This is a genomic window from Lysinibacillus parviboronicapiens (genome assembly GCF_003049575.1).
GTDB classification, from domain to species: Bacteria; Bacillota; Bacilli; order Bacillales_A; family Planococcaceae; genus Lysinibacillus; species Lysinibacillus parviboronicapiens.
Window position 1 is genome coordinate 461,795 of sequence record NZ_PYWI01000001.1, and the last position, 26,481, is coordinate 488,275.

The 26,481-nt window shown below is 37.3% G+C and carries 26 protein-coding genes and 1 pseudogene; 4 read left to right on the forward strand and 23 right to left on the reverse strand.

The window, feature by feature from the left end:
• Nucleotides 1-11 precede the first annotated feature (11 nt).
• The 8 genes from C9J35_RS02215 to fadH form a co-directional block, all read right to left on the reverse strand.
• On the reverse strand, nucleotides 12-1,445 hold the full coding sequence (locus C9J35_RS02215) for a DUF8809 domain-containing protein (RefSeq protein WP_107923243.1): 1,434 nt from the start codon (nucleotides 1,443-1,445) through the stop codon (nucleotides 12-14).
• Nucleotides 1,446-1,457: 12 nt separating this feature from the next.
• The gene (locus tag C9J35_RS02220; RefSeq protein WP_107923244.1) at nucleotides 1,458-2,303 is read right to left on the reverse strand and encodes an ABC transporter permease; all 846 of its coding nucleotides are present in this window, start codon (nucleotides 2,301-2,303) and stop codon (nucleotides 1,458-1,460) included.
• Nucleotides 2,300-3,235 (reverse strand): ABC transporter ATP-binding protein, encoded by a 936-nt coding sequence (locus C9J35_RS02225; protein WP_054767064.1) that lies wholly within the window; start codon nucleotides 3,233-3,235, stop codon nucleotides 2,300-2,302. The genes C9J35_RS02220 and C9J35_RS02225 overlap by 4 nt, the downstream gene beginning before the upstream one ends.
• A complete protein-coding gene (locus tag C9J35_RS02230) occupies nucleotides 3,232-5,625 on the reverse strand; it encodes a DUF8725 domain-containing protein (protein ID WP_107923245.1) in 2,394 nt (797 codons plus the stop codon). The genes C9J35_RS02225 and C9J35_RS02230 overlap by 4 nt, the downstream gene beginning before the upstream one ends.
• A 201-nt stretch (nucleotides 5,626-5,826) precedes the next feature.
• Nucleotides 5,827-6,714 (reverse strand): transcriptional regulator CcpC, encoded by an 888-nt coding sequence (gene ccpC, locus C9J35_RS02235; protein WP_107923246.1) that lies wholly within the window; start codon nucleotides 6,712-6,714, stop codon nucleotides 5,827-5,829.
• Nucleotides 6,715-6,780: 66 nt separating this feature from the next.
• Nucleotides 6,781-7,224, reverse strand: a complete 444-nt coding sequence (gene cbpB / locus C9J35_RS02240) for a cyclic-di-AMP-binding protein CbpB (protein WP_107923247.1) — start codon at nucleotides 7,222-7,224, stop codon at nucleotides 6,781-6,783.
• Nucleotides 7,225-7,421: 197 nt separating this feature from the next.
• Nucleotides 7,422-7,661, reverse strand: coding sequence for a short-chain dehydrogenase (locus C9J35_RS02245; RefSeq protein WP_107923248.1), 240 nt, complete (start codon nucleotides 7,659-7,661; stop codon nucleotides 7,422-7,424).
• Nucleotides 7,662-7,731: 70 nt separating this feature from the next.
• Nucleotides 7,732-8,499, reverse strand: coding sequence for a 2,4-dienoyl-CoA reductase (gene fadH / locus C9J35_RS02250; protein WP_054767062.1), 768 nt, complete (start codon nucleotides 8,497-8,499; stop codon nucleotides 7,732-7,734).
• Nucleotides 8,500-8,701: 202 nt separating this feature from the next.
• Here fadH and C9J35_RS25025 point away from each other — a divergent pair.
• Nucleotides 8,702-8,885 (forward strand): annotated as a pseudogene (locus C9J35_RS25025) (transposase); the annotation flags it as partial.
• A gap of 363 nt (nucleotides 8,886-9,248) precedes the next feature.
• Here the strand turns inward: C9J35_RS25025 and C9J35_RS02260 are convergent.
• The 6 genes from C9J35_RS02260 to C9J35_RS24010 all read right to left on the reverse strand — a co-directional run bounded on the left by C9J35_RS02260 (nucleotide 9,249) and on the right by C9J35_RS24010 (nucleotide 13,960).
• Nucleotides 9,249-10,433: an iron-containing alcohol dehydrogenase gene (locus tag C9J35_RS02260; protein ID WP_107923250.1), complete on the reverse strand. Its 1,185-nt coding sequence runs from the start codon at nucleotides 10,431-10,433 to the stop codon at nucleotides 9,249-9,251.
• Nucleotides 10,434-10,449: 16 nt separating this feature from the next.
• Nucleotides 10,450-11,211, reverse strand: a complete 762-nt coding sequence (locus C9J35_RS02265; protein WP_107923251.1) for a 3-hydroxybutyrate dehydrogenase — start codon at nucleotides 11,209-11,211, stop codon at nucleotides 10,450-10,452.
• Between the two features lie 345 nt (nucleotides 11,212-11,556).
• A complete protein-coding gene (locus C9J35_RS02270) occupies nucleotides 11,557-13,077 on the reverse strand; it encodes a CoA-acylating methylmalonate-semialdehyde dehydrogenase (RefSeq protein ID WP_107923252.1) in 1,521 nt (506 codons plus the stop codon).
• 49 nt (nucleotides 13,078-13,126) lie between these two features.
• Complete coding sequence (locus tag C9J35_RS24000) at nucleotides 13,127-13,309, reverse strand: hypothetical protein (protein ID WP_235616172.1); 183 nt, start codon at nucleotides 13,307-13,309, stop codon at nucleotides 13,127-13,129.
• The gene (locus C9J35_RS24005) at nucleotides 13,306-13,497 is read right to left on the reverse strand and encodes an NAD(P)-binding domain-containing protein (RefSeq protein WP_235616173.1); all 192 of its coding nucleotides are present in this window, start codon (nucleotides 13,495-13,497) and stop codon (nucleotides 13,306-13,308) included. Before C9J35_RS24005 ends, C9J35_RS24000 begins: the two co-directional genes overlap by 4 nt.
• Nucleotides 13,498-13,678: 181 nt before the next feature.
• Entirely contained in the window at nucleotides 13,679-13,960 is a 282-nt protein-coding gene (locus C9J35_RS24010) for an NAD(P)-binding domain-containing protein (RefSeq protein WP_235616174.1), read from the reverse strand.
• 234 nt (nucleotides 13,961-14,194) lie between these two features.
• Here C9J35_RS24010 and C9J35_RS02280 point away from each other — a divergent pair, with 234 nt between their 5' ends.
• Nucleotides 14,195-14,821 (forward strand): TetR/AcrR family transcriptional regulator, encoded by a 627-nt coding sequence (locus C9J35_RS02280; RefSeq protein WP_107923253.1) that lies wholly within the window; start codon nucleotides 14,195-14,197, stop codon nucleotides 14,819-14,821.
• 59 nt (nucleotides 14,822-14,880) lie between these two features.
• On the opposite strand, the gene C9J35_RS02285 is transcribed toward C9J35_RS02280, so the two are convergent.
• From C9J35_RS02285 to C9J35_RS02310, 6 genes are all read right to left on the reverse strand, one after another.
• Nucleotides 14,881-16,887, reverse strand: coding sequence for a putative bifunctional diguanylate cyclase/phosphodiesterase (locus C9J35_RS02285; protein ID WP_107923254.1), 2,007 nt, complete (start codon nucleotides 16,885-16,887; stop codon nucleotides 14,881-14,883).
• A gap of 52 nt (nucleotides 16,888-16,939) precedes the next feature.
• Nucleotides 16,940-19,096 carry an RNA degradosome polyphosphate kinase gene (locus C9J35_RS02290; protein WP_107923255.1) on the reverse strand — a complete coding sequence of 719 codons (2,157 nt, stop codon included), beginning with the start codon at nucleotides 19,094-19,096 and terminating at the stop codon, nucleotides 16,940-16,942.
• The gene (locus tag C9J35_RS02295; RefSeq protein ID WP_107923256.1) at nucleotides 19,086-20,639 is read right to left on the reverse strand and encodes a Ppx/GppA family phosphatase; all 1,554 of its coding nucleotides are present in this window, start codon (nucleotides 20,637-20,639) and stop codon (nucleotides 19,086-19,088) included. The genes C9J35_RS02290 and C9J35_RS02295 overlap by 11 nt, the downstream gene beginning before the upstream one ends.
• 171 nt (nucleotides 20,640-20,810) lie before the next feature.
• Nucleotides 20,811-21,713: a chemotaxis protein gene (locus C9J35_RS02300; protein WP_107923257.1), complete on the reverse strand. Its 903-nt coding sequence runs from the start codon at nucleotides 21,711-21,713 to the stop codon at nucleotides 20,811-20,813.
• A gap of 68 nt (nucleotides 21,714-21,781) precedes the next feature.
• Nucleotides 21,782-23,104 (reverse strand): MFS transporter, encoded by a 1,323-nt coding sequence (locus tag C9J35_RS02305; protein ID WP_107923258.1) that lies wholly within the window; start codon nucleotides 23,102-23,104, stop codon nucleotides 21,782-21,784.
• A gap of 377 nt (nucleotides 23,105-23,481) precedes the next feature.
• Nucleotides 23,482-23,799 carry a winged helix-turn-helix transcriptional regulator gene (locus tag C9J35_RS02310; RefSeq protein WP_054767061.1) on the reverse strand — a complete coding sequence of 106 codons (318 nt, stop codon included), beginning with the start codon at nucleotides 23,797-23,799 and terminating at the stop codon, nucleotides 23,482-23,484.
• A gap of 157 nt (nucleotides 23,800-23,956) precedes the next feature.
• On the opposite strand from C9J35_RS02310, the gene C9J35_RS02315 reads away from it, so the two are divergent.
• Entirely contained in the window at nucleotides 23,957-24,349 is a 393-nt protein-coding gene (locus C9J35_RS02315; RefSeq protein WP_107923259.1) for a DoxX family protein, read from the forward strand.
• A gap of 174 nt (nucleotides 24,350-24,523) precedes the next feature.
• On the opposite strand, the gene C9J35_RS02320 is transcribed toward C9J35_RS02315, so the two are convergent.
• From C9J35_RS02320 to ykzS, 3 genes are all read right to left on the reverse strand, one after another.
• Nucleotides 24,524-25,390 (reverse strand): NAD(P)-dependent oxidoreductase, encoded by an 867-nt coding sequence (locus tag C9J35_RS02320; RefSeq protein WP_107923260.1) that lies wholly within the window; start codon nucleotides 25,388-25,390, stop codon nucleotides 24,524-24,526.
• A gap of 297 nt (nucleotides 25,391-25,687) precedes the next feature.
• Nucleotides 25,688-25,882 (reverse strand): aspartyl-phosphate phosphatase Spo0E family protein, encoded by a 195-nt coding sequence (locus tag C9J35_RS02325; protein WP_010858200.1) that lies wholly within the window; start codon nucleotides 25,880-25,882, stop codon nucleotides 25,688-25,690.
• 93 nt (nucleotides 25,883-25,975) lie between these two features.
• Nucleotides 25,976-26,164 (reverse strand): protein YkzS, encoded by a 189-nt coding sequence (gene ykzS / locus C9J35_RS02330; RefSeq protein WP_054767060.1) that lies wholly within the window; start codon nucleotides 26,162-26,164, stop codon nucleotides 25,976-25,978.
• A gap of 125 nt (nucleotides 26,165-26,289) precedes the next feature.
• Here ykzS and C9J35_RS02335 point away from each other — a divergent pair, with 125 nt between their 5' ends.
• Nucleotides 26,290-26,478: a YkvS family protein gene (locus tag C9J35_RS02335; protein ID WP_010858198.1), complete on the forward strand. Its 189-nt coding sequence runs from the start codon at nucleotides 26,290-26,292 to the stop codon at nucleotides 26,476-26,478.
• The last annotated feature ends 3 nt before the right edge of the window (nucleotides 26,479-26,481 follow it).

The following is a 26,481-nucleotide window of genomic DNA, read 5'->3' on the forward strand; positions in this document are numbered from 1 at the left end:
TTCTTTTCCTCCTACTGCGACTCAATTGACGTGAAATAAGATTGCACGACATTTTGTAAATCCTTCGGTAATTGTAAACGCTCTGAGCTTTCTAAATAACTGTCTTTATAAGAGCCTAAAACTTCATCATATGGACGAATCGAACCTTTTGTAATCGGTCCATTTCCTTGCTGCTCCGAAACATGTGAGCCGTCTCCTAATGCTCCTCCATCTACAGTGGTTTCACTTGAACCACCTAACCGCTCAGGCATTGTTAAGAGGTTTCGGCCACCTTGTCCTGTTCCTGCACCGTTTCCTAAACCTGAACCCTGACCAGAGCCACTGCCTTGACCTTGACCTTGACCCTGGCCTTGTCCCTGTCCTTGGCCCTGTCCTTGGCCCTGTCCTTGGCCTTGACCATTGCCCTGTCCTTGCTGATTACTTTGACTAGACCCTTGCGCTTGCCCATTGCTATTTTGCCCCTGCTGCCCACCTTGTTGATTGTTTGACTGCGCATTACCAGCAGGATTTTGATTGGTATTCGCATTGGTGCTGTTTTGTTGATTGCTATTTGCGCTATTGGCACTTGCAATGGCATTTTGTAATGAATTACTTGCTGGCTTGCCGAGCTTACTCATTGCTGTTTGAGTAGTATTCGCATTTTGCGTTAGCTCTTGCTGCATTTGAGCAAGCTCCTTCAATTGTTCAAGTTGTTCTTTAGATAAGCCTTGCCCCTCAGATGCACCGTCTTCACTAGCCGTTTGCTTATCCTTTAATTGTTGTTCCTTTAACGCAAGTTCTTTTTGCTTTTTCACGACTTCACGTAGTGCTTCTTCAGCTGTATCTGTCTCTTTTAATATATTTTGTAATTCTTTTATCTGCTCTTTCACTTCTTTTGTTTCTGCTTTTTTTTCTAATTTAGCAACTTCTTTTTTTATATCCTCGATGACCGCCTTTTCTTTTTCTACCTCTATCGCTTCAATTTGTGTAGTAGCTGGGAACATATAGAGCACCGCTAACACAACAGCTGTTGTAAATAGTCCAATAAATGCTGGAGGTCGAAACAAAGCTTTCTTTCGAACTTTAAATTCAGAGAATGCTTTTTCTGCCTTTTGGACTGCTTTTGCAAGTAGTGATTGAACCAATGGATCTTCATCTTCTTTAAATGACAAAGCTGTAACCAGTTCATTATGCGAGAAATAATAATCGAGTGTGTGTAATGCCTCTTTCTCACTTACACGCTTCCACCACATGATGACAATTGTTGCAATTATCCCAACTAGAAAGACAACCAATGCCGTTTGACGGTAATACGGCCAGACAAATAGCCTAGAGATAAGGATGAGGGAAGCACTAGAAAGCAATGCCAAAAACAAGCCGTACTGTGCAATAGGAATGCTTTTTTCGAATGTTAGACTCGTTTTTGCACGCTGTATATATTTTTGTAATTGCTTACGACGCTCCATAGGGTTTCCTCCTCATCGATTGCTTTTCATATTGGCACGTAATTTTTTAATAGCAACTGTTAAGCTAAGAACAATAATGACTATATACACTAGTAAATAAGTAATCCACACTGGGAAATCCACACCTGAAAGCTCTGCTAAAGCGTCCCCCATGTCTGAAGAAATAAGTGTCAACATTAATGCACCTGGGTTTATGGATGCCCAGAAATACGTCATATAGGAAACACTCGTCCCTATGGCATTCCCCATTTGATGAAAGGCCATTGTTAAAAAGAAGAAAAATGCAGTGATCCCGCCTAAAAAGATTATCGAGCCATACGTTGCAATCATCGCAACAATTGTTTTTTTTGTAATGGTAGAGAACATCACCCCGATACTACCAATCGCAATGACAGTCACTAAGTAAAATAAAAAGATAGCAACTAATTGAGAAGGCGATACCCCACCAAATAAAAACACTAAACTATACAAAGGTAGTCCTGCGATTAACATTAGCACTAAAAATGCCACCGAAGAAAATAACTTTCCAATCACAATTTGTGTTGAACTTTGTGTTGTAGTCAATAAAATATTTAATGTTTGCTTTTCACGTTCACTACTAATAGCACCAGCCGTTAAACTTGGTGTGATAAATAGAACCAGTGCCATTTGCAATATCGTTAACACAGCAAACATCATAAAGCTTATCTCAGGTCTAAAGAAACCCTTGCCTGTAAATTCAGTTGTCAGTAGTAAAAAACCTGCGATAAAAATACAAATAACTGCTAAATAAAACATCAAACCTGAAAAGCTTTTAAAAGAACGGAAGCGTAACTTCAATTCTTTAACGAGTACGGGATTATAAAATCGCTCCATCATTGATTGTCCGCTCCTTTCGTAATCGCCATAAAGACGTCCTCTAAATCCTTTTCTTCTTCACTTAGTGCATAAATCGGTAAATCTGCAAGGATTGCTGTTTTCAGTAGTGTTACTTGTTGCGCATCAGTTCCACGGTAATTAAAGGCTATCTCTAAGCGATTATCCATTACATCAATGGAAGAAATAAGGGGATCTTCTTCTAAAAATGCACGTACCTCGCTTAAACGTTCCGCTACCTTAATGACAATGCGCTTCTCTCCCTGTAATTGCGCTTGTATTGTTGCAACATTACCATGAGCGATTAGTTTCCCATTATCAATAACACCTATTTCATCACACATTTCTGCAAGTTCAGGCAAAATATGTGAGGAGATTAAAATGGTTTTTCCCATTGATTTTAAATTTCTTAAAATATCTCGCATTTCTACGCGAGCACGTGGATCAAGTCCTGATGCTGGTTCATCCAATATCAATACTTTTGGATCGTGGATTAAAGCGCGTGCAAGACATAAACGTTGCTTCATGCCTCGTGATAGTAAATCTACATAGTCAAAACGCTTATTTGTTAAATTCACAAGCTCTAACAACTGTGGAATTAATACTTTACGCTCCGTCGCGCCAATGCCATAACTCGCACCATAAAAATCTAAATATTCATCTACTTTTAGTTGATCGTATACACCAAAGAAATCCGGCATATAACCTATTTGCTTGCGTACTTCCTTTGGTTCTTTGATAACGCTTTTTCCATTGATAAGGGCATCGCCAGAAGTTGGGGAGAGTAATGTTGCTAAAATCGAAAATGTTGTCGATTTCCCAGCACCATTTGCGCCAACAAAGCCGAACACAATTCCTTCCTCAAGTGATAGGTTTAAATGGTCTAACGCTGTAAAGGAGCCATATCGTTTTGTTAAATCACGAATTTCAATCATTCCTTCGCCACTCCTTTCAGCTCAATATTTGGTAATTTTGTTTGCTCACCTGTTTGATCCGGTCCAAACTTAATTTGTACGCGTAGTTCACCATTTTCATTTACGTATTGCATAATATTGTCCGTAAACGTTTGCTTTGTATCAACCATAGGCTCAAAGATGTTCGTTTCATTATTCCAAAGAGCAAGTTGCATGCGCTTGACATCCAGATTTGAAATAACAAGTTCATTTAATGATTGAACAGATGCCATAAAATTATCTGGCATGGCCATTGTAACTTCATATAAACCGTCTGATAGGTACCAGTTATTTAGTTGTTCGTCTATTTTGTCAAAATAGGCATTCGCTGATTGTGGACTCACTGTATAAGTAAAGTTTGTACGCTTCATTGTAAATGGACCTGTTAAATCCACTTTTCCTTCAAATGGCTGTATGAAATATGAAATAGGTGACATGTTAGCACTTGTCTCAAGTTCTACCCCGACAACTGCTTGTTCTGCCCAAGCAGCAATTACTGGTTGCTTGTCTTTTTCTGCAAGCGGCAGTGCGAACGATTTCATACGCTCGATACGAAGAGGATCTACATCTTCTTTCTTCTTTGGATAATTATAATTGTAATTATTAAACGAAGATGGCTTTTGCAGTACCGTTGACTTCAGTTCCTTGTCCACTTTTAGTGTGCCGTTCGGCTCGATATCCCCAAGCTTTACTTCTTTAATTCCTGAAATTAACGTGACATCCTTTAATTCAAACGGGAAATTATTCTTAATTGTCCCAGAGAGCTTTTCATTTTTAAGTGTAATATCGATATCCATCTTACCGATGTCTTTTGCAGTTGTTTTCCCCGCAAATGATTGAACAGACCAATAGCTTAAATTTCGTAATGTTAATGTCGAGCCATTAGCGTGTTCCTTAATATACGATGTTTCATGTAAATCGCCTACCGTACCAGTGATATTATTATTGTTCCGTAATGCCAGTGCAGTTGTATTTTTATCTGCCTCTACAACAAAATCTCCACTACGATTCGTTAAAATCGATTCAACATAATAGCCATTTATACTACTATCCTCATTTACTTTATAGAAGGCTGATTGCTGTACTTGTGGTTGTACGATACGATCTTTAGCACCAAAAATAAAGAGCGCAATCGAGATTGCAACTGAAATAGCTGGTATTAACCACCACGCATGTTCACGTTTATCCATTTTTTTCAGGACAAAATAAAGAAGAGGTCCGATAATTAAAATATACAAAATAATGACGATTAACATATAGCTAACAGACACTTCAAATGAGGGGAATAATTCATTAATGGAACGCAGTTCATATGAAATTTGATCCATTGTGGATTGTCCTTGCATCATCCCTTGTTGGGACAAGGTTTGGATATTTAACATTTTTGCAGTTAATGCGGCGTATCCATCCATTGATGCTAAAGGCTGATCTCCTAATGAGAATGTTGTTTGCACAATTTCCCCACTACCAAGCTTTTTCTTTGCAGCTAGTGTTGTGTCATTTTCTTTTAAAATAGCAACGCTTCCTTGATTATCGGTTGCTGTATAAACGGAAATATCTTTTGTAAAGATACCTCCACCTGATAATTTTGTTAAACTTCCTGCTGAAACCGTCTTCATTTGTTGTGATAATGTCAGTGGTAAATAATCTTTAAAGATGCCCGCAGTTGTCAGTACTTGATCAGAAGCACCAAGTAATAAAGTACCTCCATCCTGTACCCATTTCAATAAAGCTTCCTGTTGATTTTGAGATAGGTCGGCAATAGAGATTTCATCGACTGCAATAATATTCGCCATCGCATAGCCTTGTGCATCCTCCGGCAAAGTAAAGTCTTTTAGTTGATTCAAATTAAAAATTTCTACATTACCAGACGAAGAAAACTGTGATAACCGCAAATAAGCAGATAAGCGGTCACTTTTATCCGTTAATGTATAGATAAATGTTGTGGAAGGATCTAAAAAGTTTGCTTGTAAACGTTTTGTTCCTTTATAAGCAACCTTTTTTCCTTTTTCAATGCTCCCCTCATAAAAGGCAAACAAATCTGCTTCTGAATAGCTATAATCTGCTAGTCCATCCAAATATAGCTCAATTGTTTTTTCTTCACCTGCTGCTATATCTAGCGGTAGTACAAGCGCTGATGCAGCCTCAAAGGAACTTGACGCATTTATCGCCATGTCTCCTGAAAAATCAGCTCCATTATTTTTCACTGTTACTTGTAATGGCACAACAGATTGATATTTTGCTTTTCCCGCCATTCCCGCATGGGCTTGCACTTCTAAGGTTGGTGCGGCGCTTGCCTGCGATACAGGTAGCATAAAGCTCATAACAAACATTAATAGAACTATAAGTGCCGTTATACTCGATTTTTTCAAAAACTCAACCCCTTTTTTTACTTAACATATAGATGATTACATAATTATACGTTTTAAATTGCATTTTGTTCCATTTCTTATGATATCTTCATGAATATTCATAAACTCTTAAGATTTAGACAGGTCAACAACAAAAAGGGCAAACCTACAAGTGATGGATGAATCACTTGGGGCTGCCCGTGTTTTTTGTGAAGCTATATCCTATTTTGTATAATCAAACAGGCAACGCGCATGATCTTGTACTACTTCTACAAAAGCCTCTACCTGTCGTAACTCAAAAGAAGATTCGTAGCCTATTAACCACGTATCACGCGTTAAGCCAAATTCTTTTTCATTGTTAGTCAGCGCAATTTTATTTATGCCATCATGCTCGTTTAATGTGATGGAAGGGAGAATGGCATAACCAATCCCATTCAAAGCCATCTGTTTACACGTCTCAATTTGATCCACCAAAATTTGTCGTCTCGGATTCGATGCAAAATGTCGTTGCCACCATTGTTGAATTTCTTGATAATAATTCGAATCACTCTTGAATTGAATAAATGGTCGATTCGTCGTAAGTACGTCTTCAATAGTTTTCAATTCTTGATCGACTAAGTAAAGGGTGTCACGGAAAAGATGAATCTTTTCCCCCTTCCAATCAACCTGTCCACGTACAATGCCAATGTGTGCTTCACCCTCGTACAAGGCTTTGACAATTTCCGAGCTCCAGCCAGTCATAAGCGAAATTTTTGCTTCCGGGTATTTAGACACAAAATCCTTTAATATTTTCGGAAGCCAATTTTGCCCGACAATGGATGCACAAGCAATTTTGAGTGTTCCGTTTACTTTTGTTGTTAATGATTGAATCGTTTCGAAAATTTCTTCTTTTTTTGCTAGCATATCTATTGCATAAGCAATAACTAGTTCTCCAGCAGGTGTCGCAGTTAGTCCCTTCTGTGAACGAATAAAAAGCTGTGCACCCCATTCTTTTTCAATCGATTGCAACCGTTGAGAAAGCGCTGGCTGCGATAAAAACAACCGTTCGGCTGCTTTCCGCATATTACGTTCCTCAGCTAATATTTTTAATATTTCTGCTTCCGTTGCCATCAATTACCTAAACCTCCAATACAAGCAAAGGGGGCCACACGATTTACACCTGAGTCCCCTCTTAAACTACTTTTCTGTTTGATAAATATATTTTTTCAATTGTTTTAATATAACTCGTCTCGTTAAAATTCCTGCAAATGTACCTTCATCGTCCACTACACATAAAAAGGCATGATTAATGACTAAATCTAAAGCACGTTGAAATGTATCTGTCAGCTTGATAACAGCTAAATTTTTATCCATTATCGAATCCACTTTTATATCAGGTAATTTTTCATATTCAATGTGCTCGAGCCCTAAAATCGCTTCTGTAATCATTTTTATACTGAGTAACCCTTGAAGTCGATATTTCAAATCTAGTACAGGAATTGATGAATATCCTGTACGTGTCAGTACAAGGAGTGCATGTTCTGCACTATTTCCAATCTGTACATGTGCAACCTTTTCGGATGAAATAACAAATTCACTAATTGGCATTGCTAATAAGTCTTTGCTGTTAGTTGAAATCATGAACTTCTTCTCCTTTTCTGTCCTTGCTTTGCAGAACAGGATGCTTCCCTTTTATCATATCATAATTTTTCCGTATATGACCACGACAAGGTCGAGAAGAGTTTTTGAAGAACAACGAATTATTTTAGCATTTTAAACAAAAACTAAGTATCAAATCTGCTCACGCAAATTTGATACTTAGTTTTTAACTCATACATTTAATACCCTGCCTGACTCCAGTAGTAAAAAATAACAATGCCTAAAAAAAGTAAGAAAATAGCATACACCCAAACAATTGGATTCAACATTGTTGCATATTCTTCCACAGTTTCTGAAATTGGTGTATCTTTTTCTGATTTTCGTTCCGTTGTCATTTTAGCAATGCGTAAAGTGGAAACGAAGGAAATGACAGCAATGATGGTTATCGCAATAAGAGCTGGTATTAACCACATACCCATAAGGCAAGACTCCTTTCTTTACCCTTAGTATGCGTCAATCCAGCTCCTCATTATGCAAAAAAATTATTGATTAAAATGGGTGTTGATTTAACCATTGTCCACCATCAAGTGTGACACATTCACCATTCATATAGCGTGACTTATCCGACATCATAAATGTTGCTAAGTCGGCCACTTCCTCGGGTGTACCAATTCTACCTAATGGTACAGAATCAATTGTTCGAGCGGCCGCCGCTTCTGACTCCCACAATTTATCCGCTCCGCCTGTGCGTTCGATTGGACCTGGAGCAATTGCATTTACACGAATTCCATATTGTTTGCCCCATTCGACCGCTAACGTTCTTGTTACTGATAATACACCTGCTTTTGCTGCTGCAGAATGGATAACGCCAGCGCCTGCATTCCAAGCATAGGTTGCAACCATATTAAGGATAGAACCTTGACTCTTGTTTTGAATCCAGTACTTACCAACTGCTGATGAACAATAGAATGTACCATTTAATACGATATCTACTACGGCTTTCCAACCGTTAGGCGTTAAATCCTCTGCGCGAACAATAAAATTACCCGCGGCATTATTTACAAGTCCATCAATTTTTCCAAATTTTTCAACGGCAAACGCAACCATCGCTTCTGCATGTTCTGGCACTCGGACATCCATTTGGAATGTTTCAATTGTCGTGCCTGATTCTAATATAAATTCTTTTGCTTCTTTCAAACGCTCTTCATTACGGCCTGTAACAATTACATTTGCCCCTTCTGCAACGAATTGCTTCGCCATATACAGCCCCATCCCACTTGAGCCACCTGTAATAAGTATTGTTTTCCCCTGCAACATACTATTTCCCCCTTTACAAAATGAATAACCATTCATTCATAAATTCTACTATATTTTCTCGAAAATGTCATATAAATTCTACAAAGAGAAAACTTCAATTAGTTGGCGTCATACTGACCGCTTGCGGGATAAAATAAAACTTCCTACTCTTCAAACAACGCAATCAATCAAAAAAGCGACTATTCAACGCAACAATCATCAAATAACTCACATCTATGCACGTCGAAAAGAAACGATTGATCGTGTATTTGCGATGCGTAAGAAAAACCATGATATACGTTGGACCACCTTACGATGGATTAAAATTGTCGCTGGCGCTGTTTATTTTTGCTGCCATGTATTTGACGAGGCAGCTAATGGCAACGTCCAAAAATGGCAGAAAATAATTGCTCGTAGCGTACTACTCTTGTTAATAGGGGCTATTTGAAACTTCTATTTCTGATAAAATTCATATAGCACGTTCAATGATTTTCCGATGTCAGCAGATGTCGCTTCAATTATTTATAGACGACACTAATTAACTGGAGCGCAGGCGGCGACTTCTGTGGGAATAGCATGAGCTAAAGGCCCCGCAGGAGCTTAGCGACGAGGAGACTGAAGCCATGCCCGCGAAAAGCGGTTGCCGGTAACGAAAATAACGGATTCATATAGATACTTATACTTCTATGTTTAAAAGAAAAAGACAGTAACCAAAATCATTTTTTGAGTTTGTCTACTGTCTGAAAGATATCATCTTTTTTAGGACCTTTCTAAAATTCATAATGATAAGCCATTTTATATAGCTCCATTAACTCCTCATATGTTGGCACTTTCGGATTATTCCCTGGGCTACCACTTGCAATTGCATCCACAGCCATTTTTGGAATAGCCGCATAGTATGCATCGTTTTCTATACCCCATTGCTGTAAATTACCAATGTTCATTCTCTTACACAATTCCTTTATCGAAACAATGGCTAAATCGGCAAGTTCTTCTTGTGTTAAATACTTTCCTTCTTTATTAAAAAAATTACCAATGTCAGCTAATCGATCTACACAGGCATCTTTTGAGTACTCTAGTACAGCGGGTAGTAACATTGCATTAGAAATTCCATGTGGCACATGGAATAGTGCCCCGATAGGACGAGACATGCCGTGCACTAAAGCGACAGAAGCATTTGAGAACGATAGGCCTGCTTGCATAGAACCAAGTGACATAGCCTCACGGGCATCAATATCATCTCCATGTTCATAAACTTTTAGTATGTTATTGACAATTAACTCCATCGCTGATAACGCAAGTACATTAGAGTAGGGATGTGCTAAGCGTGATAAATAACTCTCGATTGCATGACTCAGTGCATCGATACCAGTAGCCGCAGTGATTGCTGATGGCGAAGTGATGGTCAAAATAGGATCAACAATTGCAATCGTTGGCATAAATGCCGGTTGCTTAATCATCATTTTCACTTCATTTGTCGTGTTTGTAATAACAGTTGCATCCGTTGCCTCAGATCCTGTCCCGGCAGTTGTTGGTATCGCGATATGTGGAATAGGTGTTTTATCAGCGACTTTTTGCATTTTCATGTAGTCCCCAATATAACCACCATTTGTTGCGACCACTGCAATGGCTTTCGCTGTATCAATGCAGCTTCCACCGCCTAGTGAAATGATGACATCACATTGTTGCGCTTGCAAAACTTCAAGCCCTTCTTTTACAAACGAATCAATTGGTTCAGTTGTTACCCCTAAATATGAAACTGTTTCCAATCCTTGCATTTTCAATAATAAGTTGCATTGATTGACAAATCCTAAACTATCCATGATGGGATCACTAATAATCAATGCTCTCGTCCCTAATTTTTTTGCATGAACCCCTACTTCTTCAAAAGAATCCCGTCCATAAATCATCGTCACTGGAGAATTTACTGTGAAAATTGTTTTAGTTTGAATCATTCCGTCTCCCCCTTAACTATTGTGCAGTATAGCCGCCATCCAATACAATCGCTTGACCCGTTAGACCTTTTGCCACATCACTTGCTAAATAGAGCGCTAGTCCTGTAATTTCAGATACATCTAGCAAGCGCTTTTGTGGAACAAGTGGATAAAGAACTTGTTCAAGTACTTCCTCTACCTTGATACCTCTTGTCTTCGCTAAGTCTATAAACTGATTACGTACCAAATCTGTATCAACGTAACCTGGACAAATAGCATTTACCGTAATGCCTTCATTTGCTACCTCAAGCGCAGCCACTTTTGTTAAACCTATTACCCCATGTTTAGCTGCATTGTATCCTGCCTTACCTGCAAATCCAATAACCCCATTAATGGACGCCATGTTAATAATACGGCCAAAGTTATTTTTCTTCATATGTGGCAATGCATATTTCATCGTTATAAATGGTGCAGTTAGCATCACTTTTTGCATTAGCTCAAAAGTATTTGTCGAGAAATCCTCAATGAATGAAACATGTTGGAATCCTGCATTGTTCACTAAAACATCTATTGTCGCGAACTTTTGGATTGTGAAATCTATCGCTTCACGAATCGCCCGCTCATCCGTTACATCACAGGTATATGCCGTTAATAAAGGATTTTGTTCAACTGCCGCGATCAAACTTTTTTCATTTATATCCGTAATCACTACATTCGCACCTTGTTCAGCAAATGCTTGTGCTAACGAGAGCCCAATTCCACGTGCCGCACCGGTAATAAATACTGTTTTTCCATTCACGTTATATCCCTCCTACGTACCAAGCAAGAATTGTAGTATTGCAATAATGACGGCCAATGCACCAAATAGTAAATAAGCAGCTTATTATTTTTACAAACAGAGGTAATCGTTATAGCCCCACGTGGTAAAGAAGCCCAATGTTATCGCAATTATGCGGTGTATACCTACATATCAACATTCATATCAATCCCATGGGGTGCTAGTAAAGGCATTGCACTCGTTTGACCACCCGATACTAACTCTGTCATAACTAAAGTGCCACCAATTTATAACAACCGAAGCATAGCAAGCCTTTGTAAAAAAAAGCTGTACTCATTAATCAAGAGTTACAGCTTCTTCTATTGATTAGTCGTTATTACTTGGGAATGCAAATGTTGATGCTGTGGACACATTACTTGTCATCCAGCGTTCTGAAATGGTTTTCGTTTTAGTAAAGAAACGTGCTTGATCTGGACCAAACATATGACCTTCGCCAAAGCGAGACCCTTTAAATCCTGCAAAGTTGTGATAACCCACTGGTATCGGAATCGGTACATTCACACCAACCATTCCTACATCAATTTCAGTTGTAAATTTACGAGCTGCAAAACCATCATTCGTAAAGATTGTTACGCCATTTCCAAGTTCATGGTGGTTGATTAATGCAATCGCTTCATCTAAAGAATCGACACGAACAATGTTACGAGCAGGGCCAAATACTTCTTGTTCATAAATCTCCATACCCGGTTTCACATTATCCAGTAATGTTGGACCTACAAAAAAACCTTTTGATTCTTTAACTATTGCTAAGTCACGACCATCACATACGACAGTCGCACCTTCAGACTCTCCGCGTTCGATCGCTGCTAAAATGGCATCTTTGGATTGTTGGGAAATTACTGGGCCAAAATCAGTATCAGGCTCCGTATATGAACCCACTTTTAATGCAGAAATTTTTTCCTTTAAAATAGCAACAAGACGATTTGCAGTGTCTTGCCCTACAGGCATAATTGTAGAGATGGCCATACAACGTTGTGAAGCGGCACCGTAAGCCGCTCCAATAAATGCGTTGGCTACTTGTTCTAAATCTGCATCGGGCATTACAACCATATTGTTTTTACCACCACCAAGTGCAGTAACACGTTTACCGTATTTTGTTCCTGTTTCATAAATGTATTTAGCAACCGGTGTTGACCCTACAAATGAAATTGCTTGTACTGTCGGGTTTTCTAATATTTCATTTACTGCATCTTTATCACCATTTACAACTGTCCAAATACCATCTGGTAAGCCAGCTTTTTTCCATAATTCACTGACATACAACGAAGTCATTGGTACACGTTCAGATGCTTTTAACACAACAGCGTTCCCCACTGCAATTGCCATACTTGTTTGCGCTAACGGTACCATAATCGGGAAGTTAAATGGCGAAATGGCCGCTACAACCCCTAGTGGATATTTAGCTGAATAGGCGTTTATTTGACCTCCAATGTTGACAGAATACTCACCTTTAACCAAATGAGGTACACCGATAGCTAAATCTACAGATTCAAGTCCTCTTGTGATCTCACCTCTTGCATCCTCTACAGTTTTACCGCTTTCTCTACAAATAATTTGTAATAATTCATCCATATTGTCAGTGATCAAATTACGAAATTTTATAATAATCTCCGCTCGTTTAGATACTGATGTATCACGCCAATCTGGAAACGCTGACTGTGCCTTCGCAATGGCTTCACGTGTCTCTTCTACTGTTGCTAAGGGGACTTTTGCGATAACCTCACCTATTGTTGGATTATATACTGAACCGTAACGACCACTTTTTCCCTTCGTCATTTCACCACCTATAAAATGCGTTAATGTTTTTACTTCTTGTGCTGTTGTCATAGTTTTTTCCTCCTTCAAAGTTGTTTAATGTAACATTTTCCTTTTAAACTTAAATATGCAGCTGACATATCATTTCTCCATAGCCCTCTATTGAAATATCACTGTAAAGATTCACTAATTGTTCGCCAATACGAAGTGGGACACCTGCTTCGTCTGCCAAGGTTTTAGCTGATTTCAAATCTTTTAATAAACGATTTGTTGAGAAGTCAGGCTGATAGTTTTCATTTTTCATATATCCAAGTAATTGCGTTCATAAATTCGACTTTGACCATAGCTATTACTTAACACTTCATAAAGCGTATCTGCTGTAATATCCATTGTTTCCCCTAACACGATTGTTTCTGCTACTGCCTCTGTATAGAATCCTATCGCGGGTACCAACGCTAGGAGAAGTACCAAGATAATAAATATTTTTACCAACTATTCTGAAAATTCCAGATCCACTTTGATAATCTTCTCGCTCTCCGCCTACCATTTATTGTTCGCGTTGCACGAGTAGCACCAATGACACTCACACTTACAGGTGCCAAGGTAGCGTAACCCCAACGATTGCGCTTCTTTATGTAGCAAATCATTTAATTGGGGATTCTCCGTGCTGAAGTCAATCAGATAAAGTTCCTTGTTTCGCATGTTGTAAAATCACATCTTGTGCTTTGTATACTTGCTCGACTGCTTGTGGGGTCGGCAAGCTTGTCATAATAACATCACTCTGTTTAATGACATCCTGTAAAGTAGCTAAACCAACTCCATCTTCTGCGATGAATCGGTCTATTGCCTTAGCATTTATGTCGAAACCAAATACCTCATAACCTGCACGTAGGAAATTTATCGACATCGGTAATCCCATATTACCTAAGCCGATAAACCCTAATTTCTCTTTCATTCGATATCCCCCCGTTTCTTAAAAATTCACAAATAAAGCTGAATGATACACTAGCCAACTTCATTTTTTTGTCGTAACATCAATAACGAGATAAATTAGGCGACTACGGTCATTGACTGCGGTCATTTAAATCATAATCAAACGCAATCTATCTCGTCAATTAAAATTTTTTTATTTTCTGAAAAAATAGAATTAAAATTATTAGAGTATATCTATATTTGGAGGAAAAGGAGTATGAATTCATTAACGACTCGCCAAAAGAAGGCATTAGAGACTCGAGAAAAATTACTAAAAACATCGCTAGATTTATTTAATAAACATGGATTTGAGCATGTGTCAGTCGAACAGATTACCAAGGCATGTAATGTCTCAAAAGGGACATTCTATACACATTTCCCTTCTAAATACGATGTTATTTTAGAAAAATTTAAAGAGCTCGACAATTTTTATAGCACCGTGGAGAAAAGTATTGATGGCAATATGCCGGCAAGTGAAAAAATACTATTGCTTTACAGAGAACAAATGCTGTATTTAACAAACATCGTTGGCAAGGATTTATTGCGTACTGTATATACGGCTGCAATGACCAATCAAGTGGAAAAAGATCATTATTTAATTAGCCCCCAGCGTAAAATTTTCCAAATCCTTAATACATATATTGAGGAAGGAATTAAACTAGGAGAGTTTCGTAAAGATTTACAAGCAACACAAATGCAAACCATTATCAAACGTTGTATGCGAGCAAATGTGTATGATTGGTTAATTCATAATGAAGATTTTGATTTAGTAGCAGAGATGGCACACTTTACAGCAGTTGTATTAAATGGCATGAAAGTTGAAGCAACAGACGAAGTAACATGAAAACAACAGTAGCACTCCTCCCATGCTGTTTGGTGAAGTGCTACTGTTATTTATGTGTATTAACTTACAAAATATTTTTTAACTATAGATTCTACAGGCAATGGCTTGTTATATAAATATCCTTGCCCCTTTTGACAATGATGTCGTTTTAAAAAGGCAACTTGTGATGGTTCTTCAATGCCCTCTGCGATAACCTCAAGCCCTAAATTATGAGACATTGAAATAATAGCCTTAATTATCGCTTCGTTTTTATCATCTTTTTCAATGTCGGCAATAAATGACTGATCTATTTTTATAATATCAATTGGATACCGTTTTAAATAGCTAAGTGACGAATATCCTGTGCCAAAATCATCCACCGAAACAAAAACACCTAACTGCTTCAATTCCGTTAAGATGGAAAACGTTTCATGGACATTTGTCATTGAGCTTTCCGTAATCTCTACCTCTATTAACTCAGGCGATACATTATACTTCTTTAAAGTTGCTTTAATTTTCCGTGCAAAGTTTTCTTTTCTAAATTGCTTCGGTGAAATATTAATGGCAATACGTACTGGACGATACCCTTTCATATGCCACTCTTTTTGATAGCGACATACCTCATCAATAATCCAATCACCTATCTCTATTATTAAGCCTGATGCTTCTGCAATCGGGATAAACTGTGCAGGTGAAACAAAACCAAATTTACGATTGTTCCATCGTAACAATGCTTCAAAGCTATTGATGCTATTATTGTTTAAATCCATTTGTGGTTGTAAATGGATACTTAACTCATTAAATTCAATAGCGCGGCGTAAATGCGCCTCCATCAATGCCTCATTTGGAAAAACAGTTGTCATATCTTCTCGATAGTAACGGAAATGTGAACGTCCATGCTCTTTAACTGAAAATAGTGCTTGATCTGCTTTTCGAACTAGTGTTTCTATATCATTTCCATCCGCTGGGCTAAGCGAAATACCGATTGAAACGCTAATAAAGTATTCTTGGCCATCAATCATGAATGGTTGTTTTAACACCTCTAAAATTGAATTCGCTATATGCTCAATTTTACTAATCGACGCATCTTTTAGAATGAAAATAAATTCATCACTATTATAGCGATAAAGCGAACATTTTGAGTGACAGAGCTCACTTAACCTTTGGCTGAACTTGCGCATAAGCTCGTCGCCTTTTCCCTCACCAAGAGATTCATTGAACTTTTTAAAACGATCTATGTCCACTAAAATAAGTGCTGCTTGCCTATTAACATTCTTCTTATCGTTCAAATGAAGGAGCCAGTGTTCTTTAAATGCCTTGCGATTCCAAATACCTGTTAATTCATCCATTAGTGCAAGATAATAGAACGCCTCTTGCTCATTTATAAATGAATTCGCATCTTTCACAAATAAGTGCACACCAACTATTTCACCCTTATAATACGTAGGGTGCGTACGTAAATAAAATGGTTCGTTACTCAACATTTGATCCTGAAATAAACATTTTGGCATACCAAAAGCAGAACCCCTAATAGTTTTCGAAAATAACAACTTAAATTCGTTTAAATACTCACTCTCTACTAATGAAAAAATATCTAATCCTATCAGGCAGTGGTGCTTATTTGGCAAGAGGGAAGTAGCCGCAATATTTTGATGAATAATACGACCCTGTAAATCAGTCGTTAGCACTGGACTTACATGCTGTTCTACAAATTGCAAATACGGCTTAGAATCGTTCTGTTCTTCACGTAGTATAATCGCGACAATTTTGTCCGCTAGTTGTTGTACACTAACTGCAAATGTTTTTGATTTGCGTCCCGTATAGTGGTCCAACGTTCGAACAACATTAAATTCTTGTTGTAAAATATTCAATAATTGCTGCCAGCTTTGCTCTGTAAAAAAACAGTGTGCTTGTATGGCATTTGCATCCTGTAGCTCAATAAAAGACGATAGTTTGTCATTATAATCTACGATTTCATACGCTATTGTATCAACTTTTCTCAAGCATACTACTGCATCAAATGGATTGAGCTGTAACACTTGATGATAGCTTGCAAATTGCGCTACATTCTCTTTATTTTTTTTCATTATATCCCTCACTAAGTAGCGTGTTTGCTCTATTCAATATCCAAAATGTAAGTTATTCTTCATCTAGCGTTGGCTTTAATGCTTCCTTTAAAAATATTTCCTGGCTGTTAATGGGGTCCTCACCGCGGTCAAACTCTTTATAATGATATTTTCCATTCGAGTCTTGAATACGTGATTTTGCCGTATCCACCAATTGTTTGTTCATAATGTCAATAATACGAGCTTTTGCTTCACTTGCATATACAGGGAATAAAATTTCTACACGCTTAATCATATTACGCGTCATCATATCCGCTGAAGACAGATAAACCTTGTTCTCCCCATTATGGTGGAACCAATAAATACGCGAGTGTTCAAGGAAACGACCAACAATACTTGTTACGGTTATGTTATCACTAATTCCTGGAATGCCAGGTCGAATACAACAAATACCTCGAATAATGAGCTCTACTTTCACCCCTGCAATAGATGCCTCATATAGCTTCATCATCAAATCCTTATCCGTTAATGAATTCATTTTCGCGCGGATAAAACCGTTTCCGTATTTCTTATGGCAAGCAATCTCCTCATCCATTAGACGAATAAATTCATCTCGAATATCAAATGGCGCTACAACTAAATGATTAAAGGTTGGCTTCTCAGTATAACCGCTTAAATAGTTAAAGAAATTAGTTGCATCAATGCCAAATTCCTTATCCGAAGTTATTATGCCCATATCTGTGTAAATTTTTGCAGTTGCATCATTATAATTCCCTGTACCAAGATGTACAAAGCGTTCTATTTTCCCGTTTCGTCGGCTGACAACAAGCGTTATTTTGGAGTGCGTCTTTAAATTGTTCATACCATAAATGACCAGACATCCAGCTTGTTCAAGTTGCTTCGCCCAGTGCACATTATTTTCTTCATCGAAACGTGCTTTTAGCTCTACTAACACAGTCACTTGCTTACCATTTTCCGCCGCTAGCTTTAATGCCTGGATAATCGGAGAATTTCCACTCACACGGTATAATGTTTGTTTTATCGCTAATACGTTGGGATTGACCGCAGCCTCCGTTATAAAATCTACTATTGGTGCGAATGACTCGTATGGATGATGGAAAAAAATGTCCTGCTGTAATGCTTTTTCAAAAATATTTTCATCAGACTGTAAATCTAATGGCGGTTGTGGGATAAAACTTTCATATTCTAAATGTTCACGCCCTACAGCAATACCTTTTACAAACGAGAACATAAACGTTAAATCTAACGGGCCATCAATATGAAAAACATCTGTTTCTTCAATTTCAAATTCCTCTAATAAGTAAGCGAGTACCTCATCATTCATTTCGCCTACGCGTACTTCTAGACGACTTCCTAAACCCCATTTACGTTTCTTTAACTCTTTTTCTATTTCTACCAGTAGGTCCCGTGCGCCTTCTTCGTGAATTGTTAAATCTGCATTACGTGTTAAGCGGAAAGCTTGTGCTGACTTGACACTATAGCCATAGAATAATTTTTCGATATGCGCTACAATAACATCCTCAAGTAATACAACGACTGTTTCACCTTCTGAAGAGGGTACTTTAATATAACGATCTAAAACAGATGGGACTTGTACAATCGCTACTCTTTCATGATTTTCTGCATTTGACTCATCTTGCTCTAATAGAACAAGTAAATTTAATGTCTTCCCTAGAAGCGTCGGGAACGGACGATATGCATCCACAGCTACCGGTGTTAACACTGGGAAGATTGTTTCAGCAAACATTTCATTGATGAAGGCCTTTTGTGTATTTGTTAAATCCTTCATGTCTGCAATATGTACATTATGTTGTGGTAGTAAATCATAAATTAAATGTCGGTATACTTCAGTTTGTCGACGAACTAAAGCTTGCGTGCGCTCCGCTATCTTTGCTAATTGCTCTTTTGGTGTTAAGCCAGATTTATTTTCAGGCTTATGAAAACCAGCTCGGACCTGATCCTGAAGACCCGCCACACGTACCATGAAAAATTCATCTAAATTCGAACTAAAAATCGCCAAAAATTTCAAACGCTCTAGCAGAGGATTATTTTCATCCTCTGCCTCTTCTAAAACACGTTCATTGAATGCAAGCCAGCTTAATTCCCGATTATTGTAATATTGAGGTTTTGCAATTTCCTCTAATAATCGGTTATATGTTTCTGAATGTTCTTCTTCATGTAAGCGATCGTTCGTTACTTCAGTTGTCATTACTTTTCCACCCTTCTTCAATAAAATTCACTTTGATAGGTATCTTTAATGTACGCTCTAAATGCTTTTTATGGCGATTCGCTTGATATTTTTCGGCAGCAGCATTATTTTTCACATAGACATCAAGTTGTGCAAAACTTTCCTTTTTATGCAGCTCAATTGCGTGTACGATATTACGTTTTGATACATTTAATGAATAGACGAATTTTAAAAGCGCACCTAGTTCACGTATTTTTCGATATTCCTCACGGCTCATCCATTCTGTAAATGGCGCAGCAAATCGCTGATAATAATCTTTATTTTTATATGAAGCTAAAAGGGCTAATTTTACACGTTCTTTATGATTCAAACCATCAATCGATTGATTGGCAATTAAATAAAAAGTATGTTGGCTAGCAGAACTTAATTCTATATATTCTCCAATATTAAATACCTTTGCTGCTTTCCTTAATAATTGCAAGTCCGTACCGTCAAATTGTAAATAACTTAAATGGCAGCACTCACGGTACAATTGATCTGCCAAATGCATTAAATAATCCACTTCTGCCTCGGTGCGCCCATATTGCCTTGCTAGCCTTCTAGCGTTTCCCTCAAAAACATTGTTTTTATCAAAAGCACTATCATCAGTTTGTAAAATACGGTGAATAATTAGCCCTTCTCGTAAACCTTTTTTTGTTAGCTGAAACACTTCACTGCCTACAACTTCCATTAGTACACGGAATACTTCCAATGCCGGCACAATAATATCGGCACGGTCAGAGGATAGTCCATCTAACTGTTTCAATTCATTAAAACTTAAATTTCCTAGATACATACTTAGCTTTTCTAAATCCTGCTTTGGTATTTCATAGCCATGCACACTAGCGATAGGATATTCACGCTGTTGTTGATGGATTTGAGCGATGTTTCGCGCACTACCACCAATTGCTATTATCGGCAAACCTACCTGTTGAATCCAAGGCAGCGATGTAAACTGCTCCTTCACAAACGTAATGAGCTCTTTCTTTTCACTGCTATTCAAAATGTCTCCTTTTACGAAACGTTGTTTTAAAGACACTGTGCCAAATGGAAAACTAAATGTTTTTTTGAGCTGTTTATGTTCAAAGAGGGTTATTTCCGTACTACCGCCACCAATATCAATGGTCACTGCAGATTGTGTTCCTATGGAATGTACGACAGCAACATAGCCATAGTAAGCCTCTTCTTGCTCAGACAACAGCTCAATTTGAATGCCTGTCCGTTCCAGCATTAGAGTAATAATGCTCTCTCTATTTGTGGCCTGGCGAATTGCCGCAGTAGCAGCAGCCTTTACATCGACAACCTCAAAATCGTCAAGCATTGCTTTAAAGGTCAATAAAGTTTCTGTTAATACCTGAATGCCCTCTTCTGACATTTCACCTGATGGTTGCAAATATGTACGTAATCGAGCAACCGTTTTTATATTTCCAAGCTCACGCAGTCCTTCCTCATTATCATATTGATAAAGGACTAAACGAATGGTATTCGAGCCAATATCGATAATTGCCGTTTTCAAACCATCCAAATAATACACTTCCTTTACGCGGAAAATCATCCTAGTTTTATTATCATGTGTTAGAAATACCATGATCTATACAAAAAAGTCGGAACCTAAAAGGTATCCGACTTACTTTTGTTTATTAATATACTTTCAGGATACCCATTATTAAAATTGTGAAGTATCTTTTCTCCAACTCTATAAGATGAGTTGATCTACGCGTAAAATAAGCTCTGCAATTTCTGGTTTACTAATTTGGTCTTCTGCCCCAACTTGGTCACCTTTATGACGAAGGTCATCGGTAATTAAACTTGAGAAGATAATAACAGGTAGTTTTTGCAAGTCTGGATGTTCTTTAATTTTACGTGTTAAATGATGACCATCCATTTGTGGCATTTCAATATCCGTTACAACTAATTGAATATGCTCCGTTACATCATTACCACTTTTTGCGAGTGATTCTAAGTAATCATAAGCATCACGGCCATTTTCGAAGAACTCGACATTCACATAGCCTGCTTCATTCATCGTATCGAATAATAATTTACGTAGTAAAGGTGAATCCTCAGCAATTAAAATACGTTTTTCTGAACGATCTCGTTTACCCAATTTTTTCACTGAATCTACACTAATGCCTGAATCAGGGTTGATATCCACCATAATTTTCTCAAAATCAAGTAATAGAATCATTTGTTCATTCTGCTTAATGACACCGATTACTTGTGAAGTACCTCCCTGATACATATCTGATGGTTTTTCGATTTGATTCCATGAAATACGGTGAATTTGCGTTACATTATCTACATGGAATACAACGCGTTGTTTATTAAATTCAGCAACAATATATTTTTGTTGCGGATTCCGTACTGCATTTTCAATGCCCAGCACTCGCAGCATATCTACAACCGGTAATACCTCACCTCGTAATTGTATAATTCCTTCTACATGCGGGTGCGCGTGTGGAATAAATGTTACTTGAATGGGTTGAATAATTTCTTTCACTTTAATTACATTAATACCGAATTTATTGTTAGCTACTTCAAATTCAACGATTTCTAGCTCATTTGTGCCACTTTCTAATAATATGCCTTTATGTTCCAAAGCAACCCCGCTCCTTTCTGTTCAACTTCTATTAATAATTCAATTGTATCATAGGCAATACATTTCTCCTACTTGCTATTTCCATTTTTATCATTAACTTTTAGATGAACCAATAGCCCAATTACCGTCATTAAAATTAATGTGGACAATGCAACACGGCTAGCTAAAGTACCGTAGTCCTTCATCCATAGTGTGACCGTTCCATAGACAGCTGGTCCTATAATTGAGGATACTTTACCCGAAAAAGCAAACAATCCGAAAAATTGCCCACGTTTCTCAATCGGTGATAGTTCAATAATATATGTTCTAGATGTTACCCACATTGAGCCTAACGATATACCAAACATACTGCCTGCGATCCAGAACATCCATTGTTCTGTAGCAAAGACAGCAAAGACTAAAGCAATAATCATTAACAGTGCTACCAACGTAATTGCTCGTTTAGCACCAATCGCTTTCGTAATGTAACCAAATGCCAGCGAGCCGATAATTGTAGACAACGTAGATACTAAATAGAGTATGATAAATTGGCCGGAAGTAAAGCCAACAATCGTTGTTGCATAGACAGCCATCATAGCAATAGTCGTGGCAATGGCATCATTTATAAAGAAGTAAGCAATCATAAAAGTAAAAATCGCTTTATATTGTTTCATATCCTTAAAAGTTTGGATAATTTCCTTATAGCCATCGATAAACTTAATTTTTTTGCGCTGTTCTTTTGGAATTGGCGTATCTTTATTAATAAAAAATAATGGCAATGAAAATAATAAATACAAAATCGCCGTTGGAATAAATGCACGATGGAAATCACTACTACCAACATATAAATAAACGAGTAAGCCAAATACTGTGCCTAAATAACCTATTGCCACTCCATAACCAGAAATAAGTGGCATTTCTGCTTTTGTACCCAAATCACCCATCATCGAATCATAGAATACAAGACTAGAATTAAAAAAGAATTTCGCAATGACAAAACTGGCTACAACTAAAAATAAACTAAGCGGTACGCCCGAAAAATTCGGGGTCGATTGTAAATTAGCAAATATACCCATCATAAAGGTAAAGAAAATAGAGATAGAGGCAAACCACACGATAAATCTTTTTTTATAGCCTGTATTATCAATCCATACCCCGAATAATGGTGAAAACACCACAAGGAAAAAGCTTGCTATGGCATTGGCATAAGAAATAAATGTGCTGGTCACTTGTTGCATCACTTCATTTGTTCCTAAAACCTCATCCATATAAAATGGGAAAAATATAGTATTTATATTTGAAGAAAATATCGTATTAGCAAAATCATAAAATGCCCAAGATAATATTGGCAATGATAAATAGAGTGCTAGCTGACTTCGATGCTGTGCTTCCCCTGCTGGCCTCTGCTTCATTAAACTCCTCCTTTTCTTTTCTTATAATATTAAATTAATTCCACTATGAATTAAAAAATACCTTTTGTTTAACTAAAATTAATATTATTTACAATATAATAAGGTTTGTTATTTACAGAATTTTCAAAATTCAATAACGAAAAAACTTTTCCAGTTAGAAAGATAGCTACTGAAAGTCTGCATTAGGATTCTCTTTTATTAACAATTAGTCTTAAACATTTAGTAAGTAATTAGCTTTGGAAATGTGCCATTATGCTTTTATAAAGATTATGTCTGACACCTTTGTTTTAGTAAGGCCGTAAGCTTTAAATATTTTATGATGATGACTTCTTAAGAAAAAAGATATCCAAGACCCCTTCACTTGGATATCCTTTGCACTATTCATCCGTGTCAATCCACATAGAAGACCATTGTTCAATAGCTTGAAGAACTGGTGCGAGTGCATGTCCTTTTGCTGTCAGCTCATACTCGATCACTACGGGAGTGGATGGAATAACTGTACGTATCACGATGTGCTCAATCTCTAATTCTTTTAATCGCTCCGTTAACACCCGACTGCTAATATTCAATTTACTCTTAATGTTTGAGAATCGTTGAGGACCCTCTAATAACTGATAAATAAGCAAGGTATTCCAACGGTGATTTAATATTTTTAATGCCTTTTCAAATCGTGGACAAATTTTTCTTTGCTCCAATTTACCTGCCTCCATTTTATTTTGTTCCTATATAACAGTATATCATTTTTCCGAAAACCATTCCCGAAAATAAAATTTAGTTACTTGACAAAAGTTGTTTTTAAAAATAAACTAAGTTACGAAATGTAAGTCTAAAAACAAAAAGGAGTTAATCACTATGCAAAATATCGGTTCAACTATTTTACGTGTCGTACTTGGCATTATCTTTGCAGTCCATGGATTTCAAAAGTTTCAGGGGGGTATTGGATTCACAGCAGATTATTTTGATGTGATTGGTATACCTGGCTTTATGGCTTATATTGTTGCCATTATAGAACTTGTCGGAGGTATTGCCATTATTTTAGGATTAGGTACAAGAATTTTTGGCGCTTTACTGACAATTACAATGGTTGTTGCAATCTTTACAGCAAAACTTAGCGTTGGCTTTATTGGGGCAAATGGCTTGGCTGGTTATGAATTAGATTTAGCTTTAGCTGCAATGGCTTTATACTTTGCACTTGCAGGGGCTTCTAGTTATTCTATAGACGCAAAACTGTTTGATAAAGAGTAATGCTTCTTGTAGCTCGCTATTTTCTGTGTGGTAGTGAGTTGCTTTCTATATAAAAACCCGAAGCATCCCTCTTCGTTTGAGATGATACTTCGGGTTTTAATTTATTGTCTTAAAATCTAACTTTAATATATGTGATGAACGTGCGAAGATCCTTCATCGCTAACTTTCAGGCATTTATCTATAAGTCTTTATTAGCGTCTGTGTGCCATTGTCACCATAACCTGCTTCAATTAGCTTTTCATACATGTCATAAGCAAGCGCTAAGCCCGGTAACATAATTCCCATTTTTTGTGCTTCGTCTAAAGCAATTTTCATATCTTTTACAAAATGCTTGATATAAAAACCTGGAGCATAATCTTCCTGAATCATACGTGGTGCCAAATTACTTAAAGACCATGATCCAGCGGCACCGGAAGAAATCGACTGTAATACTGTTGGTAAATCAAGCCCAGCCTTTAAACCGTAAGCAAGTGATTCACACACACCAATCATGCCAGAAGCAATAACGATTTGATTGCACATTTTTGCATGCTGTCCAGCCCCTGCTTCACCTTGATAAACAATATTTGCACCAAAATGGCTCATCACTGGTAAAACACTATTAAATGTAGCCTGATTCCCGCCTACCATAATCGACAATGTACCATTTTGAGCACCAATATCCCCACCAGAAACAGGTGCATCTAATGCCTCGACGTTTAGGGTCTGTGCATGTGTAAAAATTTTCTTGGCAAGCGTCGGCTCTGAAGTAGTCATATCAATCATAATATTGCCCGCCTCAGCAGTTTGAAATAAACCATTGTCTCCAAAATAAACTTCTTCAACATCTGTTGGATACCCTACCATTGTTAAGGCAATATCCATATCTTTAAATGCTTCGGCAGGCGAACTTGCCCATCTAGCGCCTAGTGCTACAAGTGGCTGTGCTTTTTCTTTCGTTCGCGTATAGACGGATACTGCATGACCATTTAGTAGTAAATGCTTGATGATGCTAGCACCCATAACACCAGCGCCAATAAATGCAATACGTTCTTTTCCCATATGTAATAACTCCTTTGAATACTATTCGACAAATTCCCGGCTCCCGACAAATCTCAGAAACAATCGAATTAGCAATTTTTATGTGTTTTTAGTGTAGTTGAATTAGTGCAATAATTCAAACTCTTCACATTGACTTGTACTAAAATTTTTGCGTATTGCATATATACCGAATAAGCAAAAAAAAGAGAGCAGGTGATGGGTTATCACTGCTCTAAAGGGGGAAATGAGAATGTTGCTGTGTTCAATATATTTATTCCCCAATAAATGCTTTTTAAACATCTTATTTAAAAAGTTTTTTTACTCTGAATACTGAAACAAATCATCATGGTCTTCATTTTCTTCAAATGCTGTCTGTCTATAATAAGTATTCATTAACTGATCTAATCTGCGGCTCAGTTGAATGGTTTTTGCATTTTGTAACCCGTTTTCTACACCGGAGCGAATCATCATCTCACGAGTTTGTTCCATTTGTTTCAAGAGTAGATTGACCATTCATACAACCCTCCAACATACAAATAATCATACCATTATTATACATTTATATTTCATTTCTTACAGCATTAACTTACGACAATGTTCGACAAATTAACTTCTAGGTATTTCCAAATACGTGTATATTATTCGTCCATTTTGTTTCGCATCACCTCTAAAATGTTTAAAGAAAGGGTGTTTAACAAGTACTTCACGAAACTCATAAAACGCGTCCTTATCAATTTCGATACTGTCTATTTCCCCATTTTGTAATTGTTTAAGCATATTTTCATATTTATCCATTTTTACTATTCCCTTCTTATTTCTTATTTTGTGTAATTAATTATGAATTATTCAAAAAAAGCTTTACGTTTCCCTTTTTTTGATGCAAACTGTATATTATTAGTCGATGAAGGAGCTGACTGTCTGTGAAAATAGCTGAAGTTGGAAATATTATCGAGTTTAAAAATGGTTTACAAGGTATTGTTGAAAAAGTAAATGAAAATTCGGTGATCGTTGATTTAACATATATGGAGAATTTTGATTCCCTTGAAATTGAAGAGAAGACGGTCATCAACCATAAACGCTACAAAATTCTAAATGCAAGTGAAGCCTAATAG